We start from the raw sequence: 15,091 nt of genomic DNA, 5'->3' as shown, positions 1-15,091 counted from the left end.
CCCGCCTGACGCAGAGCGGCTAGAGCTCGTCTGGGCGGATCCAGCCGCCCGAAACCAGCAGGGCGAGCTGTTCGCGCAGCAGGTCGCGCAGCGGCCCGTCGGGCTGCTCGCCGTAGACCTGGAGCAGCCTGCCCGGCCGTTCCAGGATCTCCTCGGGGTCGTCCTGGCGGCCGGTGTACTCAGCGATCAGCTCCGGCAGGCGGGCGGCGACGTGCTCGTCCAAGCCGAGCCGGACCGCCGAGCACAGCGCGTACTCCCAGGCCACCAGGTAGCGCCAGAGCTTGTCCTCGCCCTCGAAATAGGCGCGCTCCAGCCGGGAGAAGGCGCCGAGCACCGCGCCGTGGTCGCCGTCGCGGTAGGCGAGCACGATGAGGTGGAACAGCGCCCACTGGTGCCCGCGCCGCAGCAGCTCCGCCCGCTCGAAGGCGGCCCGCGCCTCGGCATGGGCGCCCAGCAGGTACAGGGTGTAGCCCCGCACGTAGTGGGCGTCGGCCGAGCCGGGGGTCTCCTTCAGCAGCCGCTCGCTCGCCCGCAGCAGCCGCCCGAACGTCTCGGGGACCTCCGGCCCGTCCTCCGCCGCCTCGATCAGCTCGGCTATCGAGGTCGGCTCGGGAGACGGGGTCGGGGTCGAGATCGGCCCGGCGGGCGGGGTGTCAGCGGGCACCGCTCACCATCCTCCGGAGTGGCCGGTGGATCTGCCGTTGGCCATCCAGCGCTTGGCGGTGGCGCGCAGCTCCCTCTCGATCTCCGGCAGCATACCCGGATGCTCCCTGATGAAGCGTTCGAGATCCCTGGCGGCGGCCTTGAAGCCCTCGCCGTGCCGCCCGCTCTCGAAGCTGGTGTCGCCCCGGTACCGGTCGCGGATCTCGCGCTTGACGGAGTTGGCCCACTCCGTCGGTGACAGCCAGCCACAGGGGTACTTGGGCCGCGGGCTGTTGTGGACGAGGACGTCGGTGCCGCCCTGGACCACGTGATAGGTGTGCGGACCGTCCACGCTGAGGTTGTGGACGCGCTGGCTGTCGCGGTGCTCGGTCTCCACCGCCGACACCTGGACGAGGGTGCCCGCCGAGGTACGCAGCCACATGCCCGGCCGCAGGTCGGCGGCGGGCAGCCAGGTCTTCAGCGCGGGCACCCAGAACGGGTGGTTGTCGGTGGCGACCAGCACTCCGCCCGCGATGCCCACCTTGACCAGGTCCTTCGCGCCCTGGCTGGTCATAGTGGCGACGACCGGCTGTGCGGACGTCTTGCCGGTGGCGGGGTCGGTCGCCAGGACCTTGTCACCGACCGCGACGTCCTCGATGGGCTTGGCGCTGCCGTCGGCCATCCGTACCTTGGTGCCCGGCACGAAACTGCTGGTCAGACGGCAGGTCTTGCCGACGCTCTCCACCACTTCGTCGCCGTACTTGCCGAAGCGGGCGAACTTGGTGCCGCCGAAGGTGATCGAGCCGAGCGCGCCCTCCAGGCAGCCCTTGCCGAAGCCCCGGGCGTAGTCGCCGAAGGAGTGCTTGCGGCCGAGCAGTGCCCCGGCGACGGTGTTGATCACGCCGTTGCCGAGGCACGCGCCCACGGCCGCGGCCACCTGCGGCGGAATGGTGCCGTCGGGGTCGGTGTAGTCGGCCGGGTCGCCGAGCGCGTACTCGTAGAGGTTGTAGCCGCCGCCGAAGCCGATGGTGTCCTCGGAGATGAAGCGCCGCAGCGACGGGGAGTACAGCCGGGACCTGTTGTCCTGCAGCCCGCCGGGGATCGGCGCGCCGGAGACGCGGCCGGTCCAGCGCACGGTGTTGGGGTCGTCGGCCGCGGAGGAGGTGGTGGCGCCGAACAGGTCGTAGCCGTAGGTGGTGGTGATCTGGCCCGAGCCGTCGGTCAGGGCCAGCGTGGAGCCGAGCGCGTCGGGCAGCAGCCCCTGCACCTGGCCGTCGCCGCTGATCCTGGCCAGGGCCTCGTCCTGGCCGAAGCCGTTGAGGAAGGAGACGTCCGCCCCGCCGGGCCCGCTCTGGCCGATGAGGGCGTCGCCGTCGAAGCGGAAGCGGGTGGTGTCGGTGCCCGTGGTGCTGCCGACCCTGCGTCCGGCGGGGTCGTAGCCGAGGGTCGTGGTGACGCTGCCGTCCGACACCGTCACGAGCTCACCGCGGGCGTTCCAGGTGTAGGTGAAGACGCCGTCGGAGGTCAGGTTGCCGGCCGGGTCGTAGCCCAGGGTCCGGCCGCCGTTGCCGGTCAGCCGGTTGGCGTCGTCGTAGGTGAGGCCGGTCGCGGGGGTGGGGAGCTGGGCGCGTACGAGCGTGCCGCGCATCCGGGTCCGGCGCCCGAGCTGGTCGTAGCTGTAGGTCACGTCGCCGACGCCGGTGGTGCCGCGCTTGTAGCCGATCGAGGTCAACAGGCCCGAGTCGTCGTAACCGTAGGCGGCCGTGATGCCGCCGGGCAGGGACTTGGAGGTCATCCGCGCGTCGTCGTCGTAGCCGTACACGGTGCTGACGGCGCCCCGGGTGACCGACTTGAGCAGGCCGTTGGGGAAGTAGTCGTAGCCGACCGCCGGCTGGCCGGAGGCGGTCATGGTCTTCAACCGCCCGGCCGCGTCGTAGGTGTAGCCGACGGTCCCCGCCGAGCTGGTCTCGGAGGTCAGGTGGTCGAGGTCGTCGTAGCCGTAGGTGATCTTCCCGGCGCCGGTGGTGGAGTCGCTCAGCTCGCGGATGCGGCCTCTGTCGTCGTACAGGGCGCTCTGCGTCGACTCGTAGTTCTGGCCGTTCTTGCCGAAGCCGGTGAAGGTGGCGCGGCCGAGCTCGTCGTAGCGGTACTCAGTGACCTTGCCGCGCCGGTCGGTGACCGTGGACAGGCGGTTCATGCCGTCGTAGGTGAAGGTGTCCTTCGCGCCGAGCGGGTCGGTGCGTTCGAGCAGCCGGTCGGCCTCGTCGTACCGGTAAGACGTGATCTTGCCGCGGGCGTCCTTGACCGAGGTGATGTTGCCGTTCTCGTCGTAGCCGAAGATCGTCTGGTCGCCGCCGGCATCAGTGACGGACCTGAGCACGTCGGCCGCGTCGTAGACCCGCCCGGTGGAGGTCCCGTCGGGGGCGATCGTCTCGATCACCCGGTTGGCGGCGTCCCGCACGAAGCGCGTCTTGCGTCCCTCGGGGTCGGTCACCGTGCTCAGGGCGCCGTCGACGTAGTCGTAGGTGGTGACGCGTCCCTGCGGGGTGGTCTGGGTGCGCGGGTGGCCCTGGGCGTCGTAGCTGGTCTTCCAGGTACGGCCCATGGCGTCGGTGATCTGCTCGGGGTTGCCGCGTGTGTCGTACTTGAAGCGGGTGACGGCTCCCGTGGGGTCGGTCAGCGTGTCCGGCCTGCCGTACGGCGTGCCCTGGTAGGTGGCGTGGCCGGTCACGGTGGCCGAGCCCGCCGCGCCCTTGAGCTCCAGGGGGTTGCCCGCGGCGTCGTAGGTGATCGTGGTGGTGCGGCCGAGGCCGTCGTCGATCGTCCTGGGCAGGTCGCTGTCCGGGTCGCGGGTGATCCGGATGGTGTGCTCGCGGTCGGTGCCCGCCGCCTGGGTGTCGGTGGCCAGGTAACCGAGGTCGTCGTAGGTGGTCTTGCGTACGGCGCCGTCGGGCTCGGTGACCTGGGCGGCGACGACGCGTGTGCCGTTGAGGGTGTAGGTGAAGGCGTAGGTGCCCTGGCCGAGGATCGTCTGGGTGGCGACCCTGCCGTTGGCGTCGTAGACGTTGGTCAGGTACGTGTGGTCACGAGCGTCGGTGATGGCGTTCATCCGGCCCGCGGTGTCGTAGCCGTAGGTGGTGGTCTGGCCGGTGGGGCCGGTCACGGTCTTGAGCCGGTCGCCCTCGTAGCCGTACGTCACCGAGCGGCCCGCATTATCTTCTACCTTGGTGACCTTGTCGGCGGCGTCGTGCGTGTAGCTGAGCCAGAACCCGTTCGGCGAGCGGACCTCGGTGATCGGCCCGAGGTAGCTGCCGAAGCTGTTCTTGTACTTGCGCAGAATCTTGACGGTGTTGCCCTGCGCGTCACGGATCTCCTGCAGCGGCGCCTCGTCGCCGAAGACGTAGGTCATGCCGTTGCGCAGCTTGAGGTGCCAGCCGCCCGCGTTGCACCCGCCCACATAGCGGAACCCGGACCCGGTGAACTCCGGCGAGGTGTCGCGCGCCTCGAAGACCGCGTCGCAGAAACCGGTGCCCGGCGAGGTCCGCACGTAGTGCACCTGGGACCCGTCGGGGAAGTTGAGGTCGGCTTCCTGGTACTGCTTACGCGACGACAGGTACATGTTGTACAGGTCGTTGCCGCCGATGCCCATCGCGCGCTTGCGGGTGTCGCCCGGGTTGTAGCCGCGGTTGACGGCCAGCGGCAGGACGTCGTCCACCATGAGGTCGGTCTGGCTCAGGGTGAACAGTCCGCTGCCGAGGTCGACCGGGTCACCCGACGAGTTCAGGAACTTCAGCAGCCACTTCCACGCCGGCTCCTCGTTGCCCGGCACGTTGATCATGGCGCCGTCGAAGTCGGAGATCGCCGTACCCGCGTCGGGGACGACCTGCCGGGCGGCCGGATCGACCTTGCCCGCGCCGAAGATCTCCCAGCCCTCGCCGCTCTTGTCGTAGTGCCAGAAGTTGACCCGCTGCCCCGCCTGCAGTTTCAGGTAGTTCGGGTAGGTGATCTGGGCGGTCCCGCCCACGAGACGGCCGCCGGCGGGCTGGACCGTGTAGTAGACGGGCACGCGCACGCCGTCCGGCATGGGGATCGGCGTACGGTCCACCGGGATCGGCGTGATGCCGACGCGCCGTACGGGCTTGCCGTCGGCGTCCTCGATCGTCACGCCCGCCGGGATGCGCACCTCCAGGCCGGGCACGCCCGGGTTGGACAGCACGACCTCCTTGGTGGTCGGCGAGGGGATGTCGATCTCGTAGTCGGTATCCAGGGCGGGCAGGTACGGCGTGTAGAACAACTCGTTGCCGCCCGCCTTGAGCGGCACCTGCACGTCGAACACGCCGTACTTGAGCTTGCTCGTCGAGGCGCTGCGGCCGTCGATGCGCAGGCGGCGCATGCCCTGGCGCAGGTCGGTGAGCTGGAAGGCGCCCTTGGCGTCCGTGCGGGCCTCGCGGCCGTCGGCGCGCAGGGTGACGCCGGCCAGCGGCAGCCCCGCGGTGGTCTTCACGACACCGGTGAGGCTCGCGTCCTTGTGCTTCTTCGCGGTGTACGACGCCACGGGCTCGCCGCGCTTCACCCCGTCGGGCAGCGCCTCCTTCTTCTGGGATTCCGTGGCCTGCTTGGCAGCGGCGGCGGCGGTCGCGACCCGGACGGTGGCCGCGCCCGTCTCGGCGTCCCAGGGGTTGATCTTGAAGGTGTAGGTGCCGGCGGCGGTCAGGGTGGTGGTGTGGCTGCCGTTCTTGGACAGGCACGTGGTCCACAAGCGCGCGCCGGTGGGCGGCCACAACTCCGTGGTGGTGCAGGTCGCGTACGTCTCGTCGATCATGGTGATCTTGACGGTCTGCCCGGCGGTGGCGGTGAAGGTGACCGCCGAGTTCTGTCCGGCCTTGGTCGTGGTGACCACGACGTCCGCGCCGCCGACCGTCGCCGCCTTCGTCACGTCGGCGGGCACGTCGACCAGGGTGACGGTGATCGTGCCGGTCCAGGCGTCCTTCGGGTCGAAGGTCAGCTTGTACGCCCCGGCGACGGGCAACTCCAGCGTGTCGATGTACTCGGCCGCCTGGTAGATGCAGGTGTCCTTCGCCAGCTCGGTGCCGTCGGGCTTGAGCAGCCGCACGTCCAGGGCGCAGGCGGGCGCCCCGGCCGGAACGGCGAGCTTGACGAAGAGACGGTGGGCGGCCGTACCGGTGAACGTCACCGCTCCGCCCTGGCCCGGCTTGGTGATCGCCACCGCGGCCGGGGCGGCGTCCGGCGCGCTCGCCACGACCGCGTCGGCCGGGACGCCCGTCAAGGCGAACGTCACCGTGCCCGTCCAGGCGTCCTTCGGGTTGATCGTGAACCGGTAGGCGCCGTCGGCGGGCAGAGTGATCGTGTCGATGTACTCGGCCGTCTGATAGATACAGGTGTCCTTGGCCAGCTCGGTGCCGTCCGGCTTGACCAGCCGCACCTCAAGCCCGCAGGCGGGAGTGCCCGCCGGAATGGTGAGCTTGGCGAAGATCCGCTGCCCTGTCGTGCCGGTGAACGTCACCGCGGCGTCCTGGCCGGGCTTGGTGATCGCCACCGAAGCCGGGGCCGCGTCGGGCGAGGTCGCCACGACCGCGTCGGCGGGCACGTTCAGCACCTGCAGCGTCGGGGTGCCCGTCCAGGCGTCCTTCGGGTTGATCGTGAACCTGTACACCCCATCGGCGGGCAGGGTGACCGTGTCGATGTACTCGGCCGCCTGGTAGATGCACGTGTCCTTGAACAGCTCGGTGCCGTCCGGCTTGAGCAGCCGCACGTCCAGGCCGCACGTGGGCGTGCCCGCCGGGACGGCCATCTTGGCGAAGATCCGCTGCCCCGCCGTGCCGGTGAACGTCACCACGCCACCCTGACCGGGCTTGGTGATCGCCACCGCAGCCGCCGCCGCGTCCGGCGAGGTCGCCACCACCACGTCGGCGGGCACGTTCAGCACCTGCAACGTCGGGGTGCCCGTCCAGGCGTCCTTCGGGTTGATCGTGAACCTGTACACCCCATCGGCGGGCAGGGTGACCGTGTCCAAGTACTCGGCCGCCTGGTAGAGGCAGGTGCTCCTGAACATCTCGGTGCCGTCCGGCTTGAGCAGCCGCACATCGAGGGCGCATGAGGGCGCGCCCGCCGGAATGGCGAGCTTGGCGAAGATCCGCTGCCCCGTCGTACCGGTGAACGTGACCGACCCGTTCTGGCCCGGCTTGACGATCGCCACATCGGCGGGTGCCGCGTCCGGCGAGGTCCGCACGGCCGCGTCGGCGGGCACATCGATCACTGCCGCCTTGTACGGACCACCGGTGACCAGGCCCTTGGGATCGACGGCCACCCGGTAGGTACCGGCCACCGGCAGCGTGACCGTGTCGAGGAAGGAGTCGACCTGGTACACACAGTTGTCCTTCACCAACTCGGTGCCGTCGGGGGCCCGCACGCTGGCGGCCACGTCGCAGGCCTTCGTGCCGGTCGGCATGCCGAGCTTGGTGAAGACCCGCTGGCCGGCCGTACCGGTGAAGGTGAAGGCGGCCTGCTGGCCGGGGACGGTCGTGGTGAGGGTCCCCTGCGCCCCGTCCAGGGTGAGCTCGGTCGTGGCGTCGGCGACGGCGGAGGCCAGGACGTCCACCTTGCCGGTCTGGTCGTCCTGCGGGTCGAGCAGGACGGCGTAGGTCCCGGCCTTCGAACCTTCCGGCAGCTCCCATTCCCACGTGCTCGAGCACATGCTCTGGCTGAACAGCGTGGTCCCGTCGGGGCCGAACACGGTGATGGGCAGGCAGCCGGAGAAGGTCTCGCCGGACATGTAGATCGTCGCGCGCTGACCGGCCGCCACGTCGAACAGCGCCAGCGCGATCTGCTGTGCAGCGCCCACCGGGATCGAGGTGAGGGTGCTCTGCGCCAGCCGCACCGCGCCGCCCGTGCTGATGTTGGCGGCCAGGTAGGGGGCGGGCGGGACGATCACGTCACCGGTGGAGACCGCGCTGCCGCCGGGGTTGACGACCTTCACGTGCCCGAACGCGGGACCCGGCGGCAGCTTGACCTTCAGATCGCCCGTGGTGGCCTGCGTCACCTGGATCTTCGGACCGTTGAGCGAGGCGATGTTGCGGATCTTGTCGGTGTCGAAGCCGCTGCCGGGAACGGTGACCTCGGCTCCCGCGTCGCCGACGGTGATGCCCGTCAGGGAGACCGCGGGCTTGGGCCGCGTTCCGGGGACCTTGAAGCCCTTCCAGACGGCGGACTTGCCGCCGACGGTCACGGTGACGTCGCCCGAGGCGGCGCCGCCGGGGACCGTCACGGTGATGGTGTGGTCGGTGACGGCGCTGGGGGTCGCGGTGGTGCCACCGAAGGAGACCGTCACCGCCGACTTGTCCGTGCCGAACGCGGTGCCGTAGATCGTCACGCCGGTGCCCGAGCCGGCGCTGGGCGGGGAGACCTGGGCGACGGCCAGCGTACCGGCGGGCAGGTCGCTGACCTCGGTGATGTTGCCCGCGGGGTCATGGCTGATCTTCGAACCGTCGCCCGGCTGGGCGAACACACCGGTGACGCGGCCGTTGGCGTCGTGGGCGTACGAGACGTCGGCGGCCTGCGCGGGCGCCTGCTGCTGCTTGGCGGCCGGTTCACCGGCGGGCTGCACCCGTGTCGTGGCGGCGACCGGGACGGTGGTGATGCGAGGTGGTGCGGCGGGTGGCGGGGGTGCCAGACCGGCGATTAAGGCAGCAACGACTAAACCCGCGATCACCCGCATGCGTACACCCCGGCTCAAATAATGATCAACCCGGGCAAACCATAAGGATCATTACAAACCCCCGTCAATGATCTCGGCCCAAGTTGTACGAAGCCCCAGCCCAGCAGGCTGATCCGGCGCTCAGGCCCCCGGCTGTGCCAGAGCCCGGATGTTCCAGCGGCGGCCGTCGGTTCGGCGCCTACTCGTCACGGACGAGCGGCTCGAAGGCGTGCGCGTGTTCGGCCGCCCACGAGCGGAACGTGCGTGCCGCAGTCGCGGTCACCTCCTCCACAGTGGCGGTAACCGGCGCCGGGCCGCGCGTCATCTCGGCCTGGGCGCTCAGGATGCTGTCCACGGCCTCGGCCGGCCAGCCGCGGGCCAGCATCTGCCGCCGGGCGTCCTCCGGCGAGGTCTCCTCCCAGCGCACGGGATGGCCGATCACCTCGCCGATGACGCGTACCTGCTCGGCCTGGGTCAGGGAGTGCGGCCCGGTCAGCTCGTACACGGAGCCGGCATGCCCGTCCTGGGTCAGTGCCCGCACCGCGACCGCGGCGATGTCCCGCTCGTGCACGAGGGACATCGCGGCCTGACCGTACGGCTCACGCACCACTCCCCCGCCGCGGATCTGCTCGGCCCAGCGCAGGGCGTTGGCCGCGAAGGCGTGCGGGCGCAGGATCGTCCATTGCGGCACAGACCGTCCGATCAGCTGCTCGGCCCGCCGTTCATGGTCACGCACAGCCGCCGACGACAGGTACACCACCCTCTCCGCCATCACCTTGAGCACCATCTCCAGCCCTTCGGCCGACGCGAACGGCCAGACCAGGAACACCGCCTCAACCCCGTCGAAAGCGGCATCCAGAGAATCAGGGACCGAGAGGTCACCGCGCACGCCCTCGACAGCCGGTGGCAGATCGACCGGTTCCCGGGTCAGCGCGCGCACCTCTACCCCGGTCTCCAGTAGCTGCGCCATCACGTGACGACCGACCGTGCCGGTCGCCCCGGTGACCAAAATCCGTTGCGGCATCCTGCGCCTCCCATCCATCAGTGGTTTCTACTGATGGTCAACCGTAGGAGGAGCAGATGAGATGACCAATGCTTATAAGTCTGCGATTCATACGCAATCGTCGCGCTTGAGCTCAGACGGCTAGTCGACCCAGGCTGCGGTCGACGACCGTGATCAGCAGGAACAGCGTCGCGGCGCCGATCATCACCCAGGCCAGCACGTGCATGCCGCCGGTGTCGGCGTGCCGGCCGAAGGCGAACGCGGACGCGGCGGACGCGACCATCGAGCCCATGTACGAGAAGGTACGGAGCAGCCCGGACGAGGCGCCCATGCGCTCCGGATCGGCCTGCCGGTACACCGAGTTCTGCAACCCGAGGTTGTTGAGCCCCTGCGGCACGCCGAACACCAAGGCGACGACGAGCAGCATCCAGACCGGGCTGCTGGCGTACAGGAACAGCATCAGCACGCACGCGACGATCTGTCCGACCGCGCCGACGACGAGCTTGCCCCACACCCCCTTACGGCGGCCGGTGAGCGTGGAGACGACGATGGCCAGCAGGAACATCGGCAGCTGTACGAGCCCGGCCTGGGAGGCGGACAGGCCGCGGCCCTCCTCCACCCACTGGGTGAAGCCGAAGAGGAAGGCGTAGGCGACGACGTACGCGACCAGGGCGCGCGCGTAGGTGGCGAGCAGAGGGCGGTTGCCGCCGAGCACCCGCAGGTCGATGAACGGCTCGGGGGCGCGCAACTCACGCCACACGAACGCGGCGGCCGCCGCGGCGGCGATGGCGAGCAGGTACAGCGACCTGACGCTCAGGTTCATCAGGAAGAGCAGCAACGCCATGAGCATGACCGTGAACAGACCGGCGCCGGGCAGATCCAGGCGCGCGGCGATGTCGCCACGACTGGTGGGCGGCGTTTTCGGCAGCCGCAGTGCCCCGAGGATCAGCGCGCCCGCGGCGAGCGGGATGCTCAGGGCGAAGGTGGCTCGCCAGCCGCCAACGCCGATCAGCAGACCACCGAGCGCGGGGCCGATGACGGCAACGGTCTGGGTGGCGACGGCGAGCGTGGTGAGCACCCCACGGGGGTTGTCGTTCCCGGTACGGTCCGCCTCGCGACGCAGTAGCGACATCGCGGCCGGGTATCCGGCGCAGGTGCCGAAACCGAGCACCACCCGGGCCGCGATGAGAACGCCCAGGTTGGGGGCGTACATCCCGACGACGCCCGCGACGCCGACCAGGGCGGCGCCGATCAGGAAGAGTCGGCGCGGCCCGAAGAGGTCGATGAGGCGCCCGACGACCGGCTGCCCGAGCGCGGTGGCGAAATAGAGCGCCGAGACGAGCCAGGCGGTCTCCGAGGGCGGAGCCCCGAAGGCGACACCGATGGGGACGAGCGCGACGGCGATGATCGTCGAGTTGATCGGATTGAGAACCGACCCGAGGATCATCGGCGGTATCAGACGACGATCAAACCGCTCACCCGAGTCGCCCCGTGCACAATCACCTCTGGCACCGTTACGCCTGGCGTGGTCACCTCTTGAGCTGTGGCCCGCGTGCGGCGTCGCGTCGGCCGTTGCCGGGTGCTTGTCATCGCTCATGATTCGATCAGCTTCTCCAGAACGGCCATCGCTTTCACGACCGTCTGCCGCTCACTCTCGGTGCACCGCTCCTCCAGGACGCGGGCCAGCCAGGCTTGGCGGGCCGCGCGGTCGCCCTCGGCGCGTTCGCGGCCGGAGTCGGTGAGGGTGACGAGCCGCTTGCGGCCGTCATTGAGATCGGGGTGGCGCTCCACGAGCCCGAGGCGGGAGAGCGCCGCGACCGTGGTGGCCATGGACTGCGGGCGTACGCCTTCCACGGCGGCGAGATCACTCGCCGTGGCGGGCCCGTTCTTGGACAGCCGGGCGAGGACGGACGCCTGGGAGAGGGTGATGTCCGCGGCGTCGTTCACATTCAGGATGCGACGGCGCAGGCGGCCGATGGTCACCCGAATGGCGCGCGCGGTGCGGACGGCGGAGGCGTCCTCGGTCTTGTTGCCCACGCTTCCAGCCTATGTTGTTCAGTTCAAACTGTACAGTTTCGACTGTCTTTCTCATCACGGAGGCAAAGGTCCGTCCTGCCCCTGAACAGCCAAAACAGATGGCTCGGCCAACCGAAACCAGACCGATCCGCCGGTCTCGTCGCGGTGGAATCCCCATTCCTCGGCCAGCAGATCCACCAGCCACAGACCCCGACCTCCGTCATCGTCGGGAGTCGGGGCGCGTACTGCGGGCGCGGTGGTGGCGGAACCGGCATCGGCCACCTCCACCAGCACGTTCGCGCCCGTGCGAGTGATCTGGACCGCCACCTGACCGCCGAGAGTGTGGGCGGAGTCGGAATGGGTGATGGCGTTGGTAACGACCTCGCTCAGCAACAGGAGCACGTCGTCGAGAAACGGGGACGGGACGCCGACGCACAACAGGGAACCCGCCCATTCGCGGGCCTCGGGAACGGATATCGCCGTCGCCGGGAATTCCCTGCGCCAGGCGGCGTGCGTGAATGACGTCTTGGGCGATTCGTCGCAATGACGGAGCGGCCTTCTCATGCGTTCACCTCCGCCGCGATGATGTCGGCGACGTTGGCCGCGTGAGCCACCACCCATTTGTCGCGCCGCCACAACCGCGCCCACCATGGCCGCCAGCTGAACACCCAGCCGCAGCGACGGCGAATGGCGGTGATGTGAACCTTGGCGCCGCTCTCCGAAACCACCTCCAGAACCGGCCGGCCGGTCAGGGGGACGCCCAGGGAGACGCGGATGCCCAGACTGTGCAGCTCCCAGGCCAGCCGAGCCAGCCGGTCGAATCTCTCGCACTGTTCGCACGCCGTCATTTCTCTCCCGACCATAGAAAGTCATGGGTAACCTTCTTTATCTGCTGCCAGAAAAGAGAGGCTGTGCTTTAGCGTGCCTTCATGGCGTCGAGTCGGCGACCGAGTCACCAAGCCAAGGCAGCACGCATAATGACAGCCACTGGTCAGGCGTGGTTTAAATGGTGTAGCCACCCAAAGAGCGTTTCCGTTTTTCTCTGATTAGAGAGGAAATGTGATGCACGTTGTGCCGTCTCTCGACCCGGGGTCTCCTCGCGTGCGATTCGGCGCCGAGATGCGGCGACTCCGGGAGGCCGCCGAGCTGTCGCAGGCCGCCGTGGCGTCCCGGCTGGGGTGCACGCAGACGCAGGTGAGCAGGCTGGAGAAGGCGACCCGCACACCGTCGCGGTCCGACGCCGAACGACTGGACCAGCTCTTCGGCATGGCCGAGGGCGTCTCCTTCACCCGCCTCTACCAGAGCATCACCGCCCAGCCGGGCAGCCCGACCTGGTTCCGGAACTGGGCTGAAGAGATCGAGCCGACGCTTGTGGTGTTGCGCTCGTGGGACCCCTTGCTCATTCCGGGCCTTCTCCAGACCGAGGCATATGCCCGCCACATCTTCAGCATGGAACCCCGAGCCACCCCCGACGGGGTGAAGGAGAGAGTCGAGGCCCGGATGCGACGGCAGCGCATCCTCGACCGAGGCAGGCCACCCCTCGTCTCCGTGCTGTTCGACGCGGGCGTGTTGCACCGCCGGGTCGGTGGACCGGAAGTGATGCGCGAACAGCTTGACCGCCTGCTGGAGGTCGCGGCGCATCCATCAGTCTTCATCCAGGTTGTCGACCCGGATTGCCTCCCCGGTCTGGCAGGACCTTTCATGATCGCAGAACTCCCGAACGGGCAACCCAGTGTCATCAGCTCAGACGCACCGGCTCAGGCGCAGATCACCGCTGACCTCGACGTTGTGACCTCAATTTGCGAGCGCTATGAGGCCATACGAATATGGGCCTATCCTGAGCGCATATCCCGCAAGATGATCGAAGAAGCGAGGCACAAATGGACCTAAGCGGGGCCGTGTGGCGGAAGTCGTCGCGCTCTTCAGGCAACGGCGGCCAGTGCGTTGAAGTCGCCACGAACCTTCCCGGCGTAGTCGCCGTACGCGACAGCAAGGACCCAGAAGGCCCCAAACTGATCTTCGCCCCCACCGACTGGAAGGCGTTCATCATCGGCCTCAAAGTCGGCGACTTCGACACTCTGCCATGACTCTCGGTCACCGCGCCAATCGGATCTACCGCTTCACCATTTACCTCAAGAACACCAAGTCGGTCAGCACGACGCGGGCGCATATCACGATGGAGCATGCCGTTATGTCCTCGATTTGGGAACGCTATGAGGTCCTACGGCTGTGGGCTTATCCTGAGCGCATATCCCTCAAGTTGATCGAAGAAGCGAGACACGCATGGATCTGAGCGGCGCCGTATGGCGGAAGTCGCCGCGCTCTTCAGACAACGGCGGCCAGTGCGTTGAAGTCGCCACGAATCTTCCCGGGGTAGTCGCGGTTCGGGACAGCAAGGACCCAGAAGGCCCCAAACTGATCTTCACCCCCGCCGAGTGGAGGACATTCATCACCGGCCTCAAGTCCGGCGGCTTCCCCCTTCTGCCGTAAAATCATCCACATCACGCTCCCCGTCGCTGGATGACGACAGGCGCTGATGGCCGCCGCCGTCGAAGACAAGGACCGGGGAGATGAGACTCACCGCCCGACAGCTCAACCGGGCCACGCTCGCCCGGCAACTGCTGTTACGGCGCGAACCACTGACCGTGGCCGACGCCGTCCGCCGGCTCGTCGCCCTGCAGGCGCAGGAGGCCCCGTCACCGTATGTCGCCCTGTGGAACCGGCTCACCGACTTCGACGCGAAAGAGCTGGACGTCGCGTTCGCCGACCGCGAGGTGGTCAAGGCCACACTGCTGCGCATCACATTGCACGCGGTGCACGCCGAGGACTACCCGTACTTCCACACCGCGATGCGGCGCACGGTACGGGCCGCGCGGCTGGGCCACTCCCGCTTCACGTCGAGCGGATTGTCCATCGCCGACGCCGATGCCCTCCTTCCCCATCTCGCGGAGTTCGTGGCCAGTCCGCGCACCAGCGCCGAGATCGAGGGCTTCCTCAAGGACAGGTACGGGGAGCCCAAGCGGGGCGCTTGGTGGGCGCTGCGGACGTTCGCGCCTCTGCATCACGCGCCGACCGGTGGACCGTGGTCGTTCGGTGCGCGATCGTCGTTCCTCGACGCAGGCACCGCCACTTCAGGTCCGGAATCTGAGGACGAGTCCGTACAGCGACTGGTTCTGCGTTACCTACGAGCGTTCGGCCCTGCCACCGTGCCGGATTTGGCGCAGTTCACCCTGCTCAAACGGTCGGTGCTGCGGCTGGCTGTGCAGGCTCTGGGCGACGAGGTCGAGGAGCTGGAGGGGCCGGGAGGGGTGACGCTGTTCGATGTGCCCGGCGCGCCGCTCCCCGCGGAGGACACTGCTGCCCCACCCCGCCTGCTGCCCATGTGGGACAGCGTCCTGCTCGCCTACTCCGATCGCAGCCGCATCATTCCGCCCGAATACCGCCCGATCGTCATCCGGCGCAACGGCGACGTCCTGCCGACCCTGCTCGTCGACGGCTTCGTCGCCGGCGTGTGGCGGCCGGTCGAGGGCGGCATCGAAGCGACCGCATTCCACCGCTTGGACGAGGAAGCGTGGCAGGGGCTCGCGACGGAGGCCGAGGGACTGGCGGCCTTCCTGGCGGACCGCGGGACCACTGTCTATCGCCGCTACGCCCACTGGTGGACCAAGCAGTTGCCGAGCGCTGAAGTTCGTTTACTGCCGTGACAGCACCACGCA

11 protein-coding genes are annotated in these 15,091 nt (G+C 69.0%); 4 read left to right on the top strand and 7 right to left on the bottom strand.

Annotation, left to right across the window (positions count from 1 at the left end; translation table 11 throughout):
• Positions 1 to 19: 19 nt before the first annotated feature.
• The 7 genes from ACGFJ2_RS00255 to ACGFJ2_RS00225 all read right to left on the bottom strand — a co-directional run bounded on the left by ACGFJ2_RS00255 (position 20) and on the right by ACGFJ2_RS00225 (position 12,223).
• Positions 20 to 664, bottom strand: a complete 645-nt coding sequence (locus ACGFJ2_RS00255) for a hypothetical protein (RefSeq protein WP_393463252.1) — start codon at positions 662 to 664, stop codon at positions 20 to 22.
• Between the two features lie 3 nt (positions 665 to 667).
• On the bottom strand, positions 668 to 8,377 hold the full coding sequence (locus ACGFJ2_RS00250; protein ID WP_393463250.1) for an RHS repeat-associated core domain-containing protein: 7,710 nt from the start codon (positions 8,375 to 8,377) through the stop codon (positions 668 to 670).
• A gap of 178 nt (positions 8,378 to 8,555) precedes the next feature.
• Positions 8,556 to 9,380 carry an NAD(P)H-binding protein gene (locus ACGFJ2_RS00245; RefSeq protein WP_393463248.1) on the bottom strand — a complete coding sequence of 275 codons (825 nt, stop codon included), beginning with the start codon at positions 9,378 to 9,380 and terminating at the stop codon, positions 8,556 to 8,558.
• 112 nt (positions 9,381 to 9,492) lie between these two features.
• A complete protein-coding gene (locus ACGFJ2_RS00240) occupies positions 9,493 to 10,806 on the bottom strand; it encodes an MFS transporter (protein ID WP_393463246.1) in 1,314 nt (437 codons plus the stop codon).
• A 146-nt stretch (positions 10,807 to 10,952) separates the two neighbouring features.
• Positions 10,953 to 11,396, bottom strand: a complete 444-nt coding sequence (locus tag ACGFJ2_RS00235; protein WP_393463244.1) for a MarR family winged helix-turn-helix transcriptional regulator — start codon at positions 11,394 to 11,396, stop codon at positions 10,953 to 10,955.
• A gap of 54 nt (positions 11,397 to 11,450) precedes the next feature.
• Positions 11,451 to 11,939: an ATP-binding protein gene (locus ACGFJ2_RS00230; RefSeq protein WP_393463242.1), complete on the bottom strand. Its 489-nt coding sequence runs from the start codon at positions 11,937 to 11,939 to the stop codon at positions 11,451 to 11,453.
• Positions 11,936 to 12,223, bottom strand: coding sequence for a hypothetical protein (locus tag ACGFJ2_RS00225; RefSeq protein ID WP_393463240.1), 288 nt, complete (start codon positions 12,221 to 12,223; stop codon positions 11,936 to 11,938). Before ACGFJ2_RS00225 ends, ACGFJ2_RS00230 begins: the two co-directional genes overlap by 4 nt.
• Positions 12,224 to 12,476: 253 nt before the next feature.
• Between ACGFJ2_RS00225 and ACGFJ2_RS00220 the strand changes: the two genes are divergently transcribed.
• From ACGFJ2_RS00220 to ACGFJ2_RS00205, 4 genes are all read left to right on the top strand, one after another.
• Positions 12,477 to 13,265 (top strand): helix-turn-helix domain-containing protein, encoded by a 789-nt coding sequence (locus ACGFJ2_RS00220; protein ID WP_393463238.1) that lies wholly within the window; start codon positions 12,477 to 12,479, stop codon positions 13,263 to 13,265.
• Positions 13,256 to 13,462 (top strand): DUF397 domain-containing protein, encoded by a 207-nt coding sequence (locus tag ACGFJ2_RS00215; RefSeq protein WP_393463236.1) that lies wholly within the window; start codon positions 13,256 to 13,258, stop codon positions 13,460 to 13,462. The genes ACGFJ2_RS00220 and ACGFJ2_RS00215 overlap by 10 nt, the downstream gene beginning before the upstream one ends.
• Before the next feature lie 196 nt (positions 13,463 to 13,658).
• On the top strand, positions 13,659 to 13,865 hold the full coding sequence (locus ACGFJ2_RS00210) for a DUF397 domain-containing protein (protein ID WP_393463234.1): 207 nt from the start codon (positions 13,659 to 13,661) through the stop codon (positions 13,863 to 13,865).
• An 80-nt stretch (positions 13,866 to 13,945) separates the two neighbouring features.
• Positions 13,946 to 15,079, top strand: coding sequence for a winged helix DNA-binding domain-containing protein (locus ACGFJ2_RS00205; RefSeq protein WP_393463232.1), 1,134 nt, complete (start codon positions 13,946 to 13,948; stop codon positions 15,077 to 15,079).
• Positions 15,080 to 15,091 lie beyond the last annotated feature (12 nt).

The sequence above is a fragment of the Nonomuraea sp. NPDC049028 genome (assembly GCF_043197735.1).
Classification (GTDB): Bacteria; Actinomycetota; Actinomycetes; order Streptosporangiales; family Streptosporangiaceae; genus Nonomuraea.
Note: the sequence above shows the minus strand (reverse complement) of the source record. Positions and strands in the feature narration are given on the sequence as shown.

What these genes read in the sequence shown, in the direction of transcription:
- ACGFJ2_RS00245 (WP_393463248.1), bottom strand. Translation starts at nt 9,380, where the DNA reads ATGCCGCAACGGATTTTGGTCACCGGGGCGACCGGCACGGTCGGTCGT.
- ACGFJ2_RS00205 (WP_393463232.1), top strand. Translation starts at nt 13,946, where the DNA reads ATGAGACTCACCGCCCGACAGCTCAACCGGGCCACGCTCGCCCGGCAA.
- ACGFJ2_RS00225 (WP_393463240.1), bottom strand. Translation starts at nt 12,223, where the DNA reads ATGACGGCGTGCGAACAGTGCGAGAGATTCGACCGGCTGGCTCGGCTG.
- ACGFJ2_RS00215 (WP_393463236.1), top strand. Translation starts at nt 13,256, where the DNA reads ATGGACCTAAGCGGGGCCGTGTGGCGGAAGTCGTCGCGCTCTTCAGGC.
- ACGFJ2_RS00230 (WP_393463242.1), bottom strand. Translation starts at nt 11,939, where the DNA reads ATGAGAAGGCCGCTCCGTCATTGCGACGAATCGCCCAAGACGTCATTC.
- ACGFJ2_RS00210 (WP_393463234.1), top strand. Translation starts at nt 13,659, where the DNA reads ATGGATCTGAGCGGCGCCGTATGGCGGAAGTCGCCGCGCTCTTCAGAC.
- ACGFJ2_RS00240 (WP_393463246.1), bottom strand. Translation starts at nt 10,806, where the DNA reads ATGATCCTCGGGTCGGTTCTCAATCCGATCAACTCGACGATCATCGCC.
- ACGFJ2_RS00250 (WP_393463250.1), bottom strand. Translation starts at nt 8,377, where the DNA reads ATGCGGGTGATCGCGGGTTTAGTCGTTGCTGCCTTAATCGCCGGTCTG.